Source organism: Nocardioides sp., from assembly GCF_047607365.1.
GTDB lineage: Bacteria > Actinomycetota > Actinomycetes > Propionibacteriales > Nocardioidaceae > Nocardioides.
The window spans coordinates 1-7,069 of sequence record NZ_JASGDD010000104.1; the positions used below are offsets into that span (position 1 = coordinate 1).

The following is a 7,069-nucleotide window of genomic DNA, read 5'->3' on the forward strand; positions in this document are numbered from 1 at the left end:
AGGGTGACGGCCGCGAGCCGGGCTGCGCCGTTGCGCAGGGTCACGCCGTCGCGGCCGCCGGCACGGCGCGCGGCGCCGGCTCGAGGACCTGCTTGGCCAGCGGCGCGAACACGAGCGCGATCGTGCCCCAGAGGATCACCTGCGCGGCGAAGGAGTAGACCCGGAACGACGCCAGCAGATCGGCGGGAAAGCCGTCCAGCACGATGGCTCCACTCGGGTCCCTCATCGGGCCGGGCGTCTCGTCGAAGCCCGGCATGAGGAACATGACGACCGCCATCACCGCCACGTAGGCGACGCCCATGACCAGCACCGTCGGGTACAGCGCGAGCCGGCGATGGAGGCGCTGCCCGGCGTACACGGCGAGGAAGAGGAACAGCGACGCCAAGAACACGATGATCAGCCAGGAGGCGCCGCGGCTGCGGATCGTCTCGTCGTCGCTGACGGCCGGCGGGTTGGCGGGGTACTTCGCGAACGGCACCACGTAGAAGCCGATGAAGAAGAACACCGGCACCAGCAGTGCGAGCTGGAACGGCCGGACCTTGATCCGCCCGACGGCGATGACGTAGGCGACGGCCACCAGGGCGCCCATCGCGGCGCCGAAGAGGATGAGGCCGGCGCCGAGGCCGACGTTCATCTGGATGCCGCGGCTGACGAGGTCGGGGCCGTCGGCCTCGACCGCGATCCCCGCGGCCCTGTCGAGGGCGGCCTGGGCGGCGCCGACGGCGTCCTCGTAGGCGATCGACTTGACGATGACGGGCTCGGCGAAGATCCGCGCGAAGACGAAGGCGAGCAGGCCGGCGAGGGCCCCGGCGAGGACGCCGCGGCCGATGAGCTGCCTCTCCATCAGTGGCAGGGGAAGCCGAGGAAGTGCCGGCCGTCGTGGAAGAACTCGTGGACCATCATCGACTTGCCGAAGACCGAGCTCATGCCCTCGTCGACACCGATGAAGTAGTAGGCCAGCAGCGCCACGACGGCGGTGCCGAGCAGGAGTGCGACCGTCTTGACGTTGGCGTCGACGATCGGGGTGGCGACCGGACTGGCGGTCGTGGACATGGCAGACGTGTTGCTCACGTGATGCTCCTTCAGGAATACAACGTTCCCTCGTTGGGCGGTCAACACGTCGTCGGAAGATCTGACTCCGAGCCCGTCCGCCGGCTTCGGCGGAGACCTCTCACAGTGGCGTGACCGTGCCAGACTCTCACTGGCTTCCTCACGTACGACGTGCAGGAGCACCGTAGCACCGACACGCCGTCGCGACACGCCGCCCCAACATCTGGTCCCGTATTCCGCGACGACCCCCACATATGGTGCTCCTGCAGCTGAACCAGGGAACCCGGTGAGAGTCCGGGACTGCCCCGCAACGGTGAGCGCGCGTCCCGCCCGGGAGGCCCGCGAGTCCGATACCTGACAGTGCACCGCGCCCGCCGGGCGTGGTGGTCCGAGGCCTCGAGGGTGGGCTGACGCCAGGTTCGTGCGCACCGTCGGCACGGCCCCGTCGTCTCCTCTCGAGCCTGACTCCGAGGGGAGAGACCGCATGACGGTCACAGAAGCACCGACCCGCACCACCATGCAGGTGCGCAAGCGCAACGGCGACACCGAGCCGGTCGACGTCACCAAGATCGTCCGGGCCGTCGACCGCGTCGCGTTCGACCTGCCCGACGTCGATCCGATGCGCGTCGCGACGCGCACCATCAGCGGCCTGTACGACGGCGCCACGACCGACGAGCTGGACCGGCTGTCGATCCAGACCAGCGCCGAGATGATCGGCGAGGAGCCGGCGTACTCGAAGCTGGCGGCACGCCTCCTGGCGGGCTACATCGACAAGGAGGTCCGCAACCAGGGCATCGCCGCCTTCAGCCAGTCGATCGCGCTCGGCCATGCCGAGGGGCTGATCTCCGACGACACGGCGCGCTTCGTCAAGGACAACGCCCGCAAGCTCGACGACGCCGTGGACCCGGGCCAGGACCGGCGGTTCGAGTACTTCGGGCTGCGCACGGTCTACGACCGCTACCTGCTGCGTCACCCCACCGCGCGCCTGGTGATCGAGACACCGCAGTACTTCCTGCTCCGCGTCGCCTGCGGCCTCGCGCAGACGCCGGGCGAGGCGATCGAGTTCTACGAGCTGATGTCGTCGCTGTCCTACCTCCCCAGCAGCCCGACGCTCTTCAACTCCGGCACGCGGCACTCGCAGATGTCCTCGTGCTACCTGGTGGACTCCCCCAGGGACGAGCTCGACTCCATCTACAGCCGCTACGCGCAGATCGCGAAGCTCTCGAAGTTCGCCGGCGGGATCGGCATCTCCTTCTCCCGCGTCCGCGGACGGGGCGCGCTGATCCGTGGCACCAACGGGGCCTCCAACGGCATCGTGCCGTTCCTCAACACCCTCGACGCCTCCGTCGCGGCCGTGAACCAGGGCGGCCGGCGCAAGGGCGCCGCCTGCGTCTACCTCGAATCGTGGCACCCGGACATCGAGGAGTTCCTCGAGCTGCGGGACAACACCGGGGAGGAGGCGCGGCGGACCCACAACCTCAACCTCGCGAACTGGATCCCCGACGAGTTCATGCGGCGCGTCGAGGCCGACGAGGAGTGGTCGCTGATCGACCCCGATCTCGCCCCGGAGCTGGTCGACCTGTGGGGGCCGGCGTTCGACGTGCGCTACCGGGCCGTCGAGGCGGCCGGCCAGGTGGTGCGGACCGTCAAGGCACGCGATCTCTACGCCAAGATGATGCGCACGCTCGCCCAGACGGGCAACGGCTGGATGACCTTCAAGGACGCCGCCAACCGCACCTGCAACCAGACGAGCGACGAGCCGGGTGGCCCGGTGGTGCACCTGTCCAACCTGTGCACCGAGATCGTCGAGGTCTCCTCCGACGCCGAGACCGCGGTGTGCAACCTGGGGTCGATCAACCTCGGCCAGCACGTGGTCACGACCTCGGCGGCTGAGGCGAGGGTCGACTGGGAGCGGCTGCGCGACACCGTGCGCACGGCGGTGCCGTTCCTCGACCGGGTGATCGACATCAACTACTACCCGAGTGAGGAGTCGGCGCGGTCCAACCCGACCTGGCGGCCGATCGGCCTGGGCCTGATGGGCCTGCAGGACGTCTTCTTCGCCCTCGGCCTCCCCTTCGACTCCCCCGAGGCGCTCGAGCTCTCGACGAGGATCCAGGAGGAGATCTACCTGACCGCGCTCGAGGTGTCGGCCGAGCTGGCCGAGCGGCACGGTCCGCACCCGTCGTACGGGGTGACGAGGGCGGCGAAGGGCCAGCTCCAGCCGGACCTGTGGGGCGTGACGCCGACCCAGACCGACCGGTGGACCGCACTGCGGGAGAAGGTCGCCGCGACCGGGCTGCGCAACTCGCTGCTCCTCGCCATCGCGCCGACCGCGACCATCGCGAGCATCGCCGGCTGCTACGAGTGCATCGAGCCGCAGGTCTCCAACCTGTTCAAGCGCGAGACGCTGTCGGGTGAGTTCCTGCAGGTCAACACCGCCCTCGTGCGCGAGCTCAAGGCGCGCGGCCTGTGGACGCCGGAGGTGCGCGAGCAGATCAAGCGGGCCGAGGGCTCCGTCCAGGGCGTCGACGCGATCCCGGAGGACGTCCGAGCCCTCTACCGGACCGCGTGGGAGCTGCCGCAGAAGGCGCTGATCGACCTGGCGGCCGCGCGCTCGCCGTACCTCGACCAGAGCCAGTCCCTCAACCTGTTCATGGCCGGCCCGACCATCGGGAAGCTCTCCTCGATGTACCGCTACGCATGGCAGCAGGGCCTCAAGACGACCTACTACCTGCGCTCGCGCCCCGCCACGCGCATCCAGCAGGCGACGACCAGCGTCGCCAGCACGTCGACCGTCACGAACGTGGCGCCGGCGATCACGGCCCCGGCCCCCGGGCTGAAGGCCTACACCGACGAGGAGGCGCTCGCCTGCTCCCTCGAGAACCCCGACGCATGTGAGGCCTGCCAGTGATGACCACCCCGAACGAGACCACCCACCAGCTCCTGCTCGACCCGGGCATGGACCTCACCCTGCGCCCGATGCGCTACCCGCACTTCTTCGAGCGGTTCAAGGACGCGATCAAGAACACCTGGACCGTCGAGGAGGTCGACCTGCACACCGATCTCAAGGACCTCACCCGGATGACGGCGGCCGAGCGCCACCTGGTCTCGCGCCTCGTGGCCTTCTTCGCCACCGGCGACACGATCGTGGCCAACAACCTCGTGCTCAACCTCTATCAGCACGTCAACTCCCCCGAGGGCCGGCTCTACCTCAGCCGGCAGCTCTTCGAGGAGGCGGTGCACGTCCAGTTCTACCTGAACCTGCTCGACACCTACGTGCCCGACGAGACCGAGCGGTTCGAGGCGTTCGCGGCCGTCGACAACATCCCGTCGATCAAGCTCAAGGCCGACTTCTGCTTCAGGTGGATCGACTCCCTCGCCGACCTCAAGGAGCTGCACACCAAGGAGGACCGCCGGGCGTTCCTGCTCAACCTGATCTGCTTCGCCGCCGTGATCGAGGGGCTCTTCTTCTACGGCGCGTTCGCCTACGTCTACTTCCTCCGCTCCCGCGGCCTGCTCAACGGGCTGGCCTCCGGGACGAACTGGGTCTTCCGCGACGAGTCCATGCACATGGCCTTCGCGTTCGACGTCGTCGACACGGCTCGGCAGGAGGAGCCGGACCTGTGGGACGACGAGCTCTCGGCACAGGTCGGGCAGATGCTGATGGAGGGCGTCGACGCCGAGGCGCAGTTCGCCGAGGATCTGCTGGGCAAGGGCGTCGCCGGCCTCTCGACGGCCGACATGCGCTCCTACCTGGAGTTCGTCGCCGACCGTCGCATGGAGCGGCTCGACCTGCCCGTGATCTACGGCTCGTCCAACCCGCTGGCGTTCATGGAGCTCCAGGACGTGCAGGAGCTCTCGAACTTCTTCGAGCGGAAGGTCTCGGCCTATCAGGTCGGCGTCACCGGATCGGTCGGCTTCGACGAGGACTTCTGAGTCCGAGGGCCCAGCAGGCAGACGAGGAGCTCTAGGACGTACGCCGGGGAAGCCGGTGACGCGCGGCGGGGCGGCCGTCGACGAAGTGCTCACGCACGATGTCGGCGGCCGCCTCGGCGTCCACATGGCCGTACCAGACGTCGTCGGGCTGGACGCTGATCACCGGCGCCTGGTTGCACGGGAACTGGCAGCCGGTGTGGACGAGCAGCACGTCGGCGTCGCCGAGCTGATGCTCCATCATCGCGAGGATCATCGCGCGGAGGCTGTCCTCGGCGCCCTTGGCGGTGCAGCGGGGGCCGCGACAGACCATCACCTGGTGGCGATGGCTCGTGACGTCCTCCCAGGCCCCTGACGTGAGCCCGGGCTCCTCGCCGTGGATGGGCTTGGTCTCGGCGAGGACGTCGTCGAGCTGGCCGAGCGCCGGGGCCAGCCTGGTCGCGACCTGGATCGTGGGCGTCAGCCCGGCCTGCTCGCGCCACCAGTGCGCGGCGATGCGGCGCAGCCAGGAGTGCGCCGGCCCGATCGGGCCGGTGCTCACGCCGACGAGCGTGATGGTGGTGGCGCCGTCGTCGGCGAGCCGGGTGAGCTCGCGGGACAGCGACGGGTCGCCCATCTGGAGGAAGGCGACGCTCGCGCCACGTCGGCGCGCCTCGGCCACGAGCAGGTCGCGCCGGTCGACGTCGCTGACCGACATGCCGACGAGGACGAGGGCGCTCATCGACGGCTCCCGGTGACGACGGCGGCGAGCGCGGCGGCTCCGGCGAGGGCGGCGAGGTCGATGCGGCGCGCCAGCCGGACGGCGCCGGCGATGTCCCCGGGAGACGCGGCCCGGCCGTCGCCCATGATCGCGCGGTGCTCGACGCGACTGCCGTAGTAGCGGTTGGTGCCGCCCAGGCGGATGCCGAGGATGCCGGCGAAGACGGACTCGGCGACGCCGGCGTTGGGGCTCGGATGACCGGCCGCGTCGCGCCGCCAGGCCCGCCACGCCTCCCGTGCTCGTCCGGGCGCGACCGCCAGCGTGGCGAGACCGACGACGCGGGCGGGCGGCCAGGTGGCGAGGTCGTCGAGCCGGGCCGAGGCCCAGCCGTAGCGCTCGTAGCGGGCGTTGTGGTGGCCGACCATCGCGTCGAGCGTGTTGATCGCGCGGTAGCCGAGCAACCCCGGCACGCCCGCGACCGCGCCCCAGACGAGGGGCCCGACCACCGCGTCGGCGGTGTTCTCGGCGACCGACTCGATCACGCCGCGGGCGATCTCCGAGGCGTCGAGCTCGTCGGTGTCACGGCCGATCAGCCGCCTCACCTGGACCCGTGCGGCCGGGACGTCGCCGGCCTCGAGGAGGGCGTGCACCGCGACCGCCTCCCGCTCCAGCGAGCGGCCGCCGAGCACGAGCCACGTCGCCGCGGCGACGACCAGGGTCTCGGCCGCGCGACTGCCGGCGAGCCGAGCGGATCGCGCGGCGATCGGGCCGCCCCGCCGGCAGTCGTCGGGCCCCTCGACCAGAGCTCGCGCACCGGCCTCGGCCAGGAGGCCCACGGCCACCGCTCCCCCGACGAGGATCGCGGTGTGGGCGACCCCGCGGGCTCGGGAGTCGGCGTAGAGCCGGGACTCGACCGACCTCCCGAGCCGGCCGAAGCCGGCGACCGGGTGCCAGCGCTCCGGGTCCCCCAGCAGCCGGTCCGCGGCGAAGCCGAGCAGCAGCCCGGCCGCGCGTCCGCGGGCGCTCCTCGCCCTCACGCCCGCACCCCCAGCCGGTCCAGCGCGTCGAGGAGCAGCTCGGTCATCGCCACCGGGCGCGCCGCGATCCGCACCCAGGACGAGTCGAGCCCGGGGAAGGTGTCGGCCCGGCGTACGGCGATGCCGGCATCGCGCAGCGCGGCGTGGACGCCGTCGCCGACCCGCGCGAGGACGTACGGCGCCGCCGACGGCACCACCTCGACCCCCCGCTCGCGCAGCCCGGTCTCGAGCGCCGCGGCCCAGCCGCGCAGCTGGTGCGCCCGGCTCAGCGACTCGGCCCCGACGCCCGGCTGCAGGCACGCGACGAGCGCCGCGACGGACGGGGCGGAGACCGACCACGGCGTCTGCG

Annotated in this window: 7 protein-coding genes and 2 riboswitches; of the genes, 2 read left to right on the forward strand and 5 right to left on the reverse strand. The window is 71.1% G+C overall.

Features of this window, described 5'->3' with window-relative positions; translation table 11 throughout:
- Window positions 1-40: 40 nt before the first annotated feature.
- Entirely contained in the window at window positions 41-844 is an 804-nt protein-coding gene (locus tag QM572_RS07795) for a CbtA family protein (protein WP_415091751.1), read from the reverse strand.
- The gene (locus QM572_RS07800) at window positions 844-1,071 is read right to left on the reverse strand and encodes a CbtB-domain containing protein (RefSeq protein ID WP_415091753.1); all 228 of its coding nucleotides are present in this window, start codon (window positions 1,069-1,071) and stop codon (window positions 844-846) included. The genes QM572_RS07795 and QM572_RS07800 overlap by 1 nt, the downstream gene beginning before the upstream one ends.
- A gap of 36 nt (window positions 1,072-1,107) precedes the next feature.
- Window positions 1,108-1,260: riboswitch (cobalamin riboswitch) on the reverse strand.
- Window positions 1,261-1,326: 66 nt separating this feature from the next.
- Window positions 1,327-1,406, forward strand: a riboswitch (cobalamin riboswitch).
- 128 nt (window positions 1,407-1,534) lie between these two features.
- Between QM572_RS07800 and QM572_RS07805 the strand changes: the two genes are divergently transcribed.
- Window positions 1,535-3,961: a ribonucleoside-diphosphate reductase subunit alpha gene (locus QM572_RS07805; protein WP_415091755.1), complete on the forward strand. Its 2,427-nt coding sequence runs from the start codon at window positions 1,535-1,537 to the stop codon at window positions 3,959-3,961.
- Complete coding sequence (locus QM572_RS07810; protein WP_415091757.1) at window positions 3,961-4,986, forward strand: ribonucleotide-diphosphate reductase subunit beta; 1,026 nt, start codon at window positions 3,961-3,963, stop codon at window positions 4,984-4,986. The genes QM572_RS07805 and QM572_RS07810 overlap by 1 nt, the downstream gene beginning before the upstream one ends.
- Window positions 4,987-5,017: 31 nt before the next feature.
- On the opposite strand, the gene QM572_RS07815 is transcribed toward QM572_RS07810, so the two are convergent.
- The 3 genes from QM572_RS07815 to QM572_RS07825 all read right to left on the reverse strand — a co-directional run.
- Entirely contained in the window at window positions 5,018-5,704 is a 687-nt protein-coding gene (locus tag QM572_RS07815; protein ID WP_415091759.1) for a (2Fe-2S) ferredoxin domain-containing protein, read from the reverse strand.
- On the reverse strand, window positions 5,701-6,720 hold the full coding sequence (locus QM572_RS07820) for a cobalamin biosynthesis protein (RefSeq protein WP_415091761.1): 1,020 nt from the start codon (window positions 6,718-6,720) through the stop codon (window positions 5,701-5,703). Before QM572_RS07820 ends, QM572_RS07815 begins: the two co-directional genes overlap by 4 nt.
- Window positions 6,717-7,069 (reverse strand): aminotransferase class I/II-fold pyridoxal phosphate-dependent enzyme (locus QM572_RS07825; RefSeq protein WP_415091763.1); only part of this gene is annotated, 353 nt, incomplete at its 5' end. The genes QM572_RS07820 and QM572_RS07825, both read right to left, overlap by 4 nt.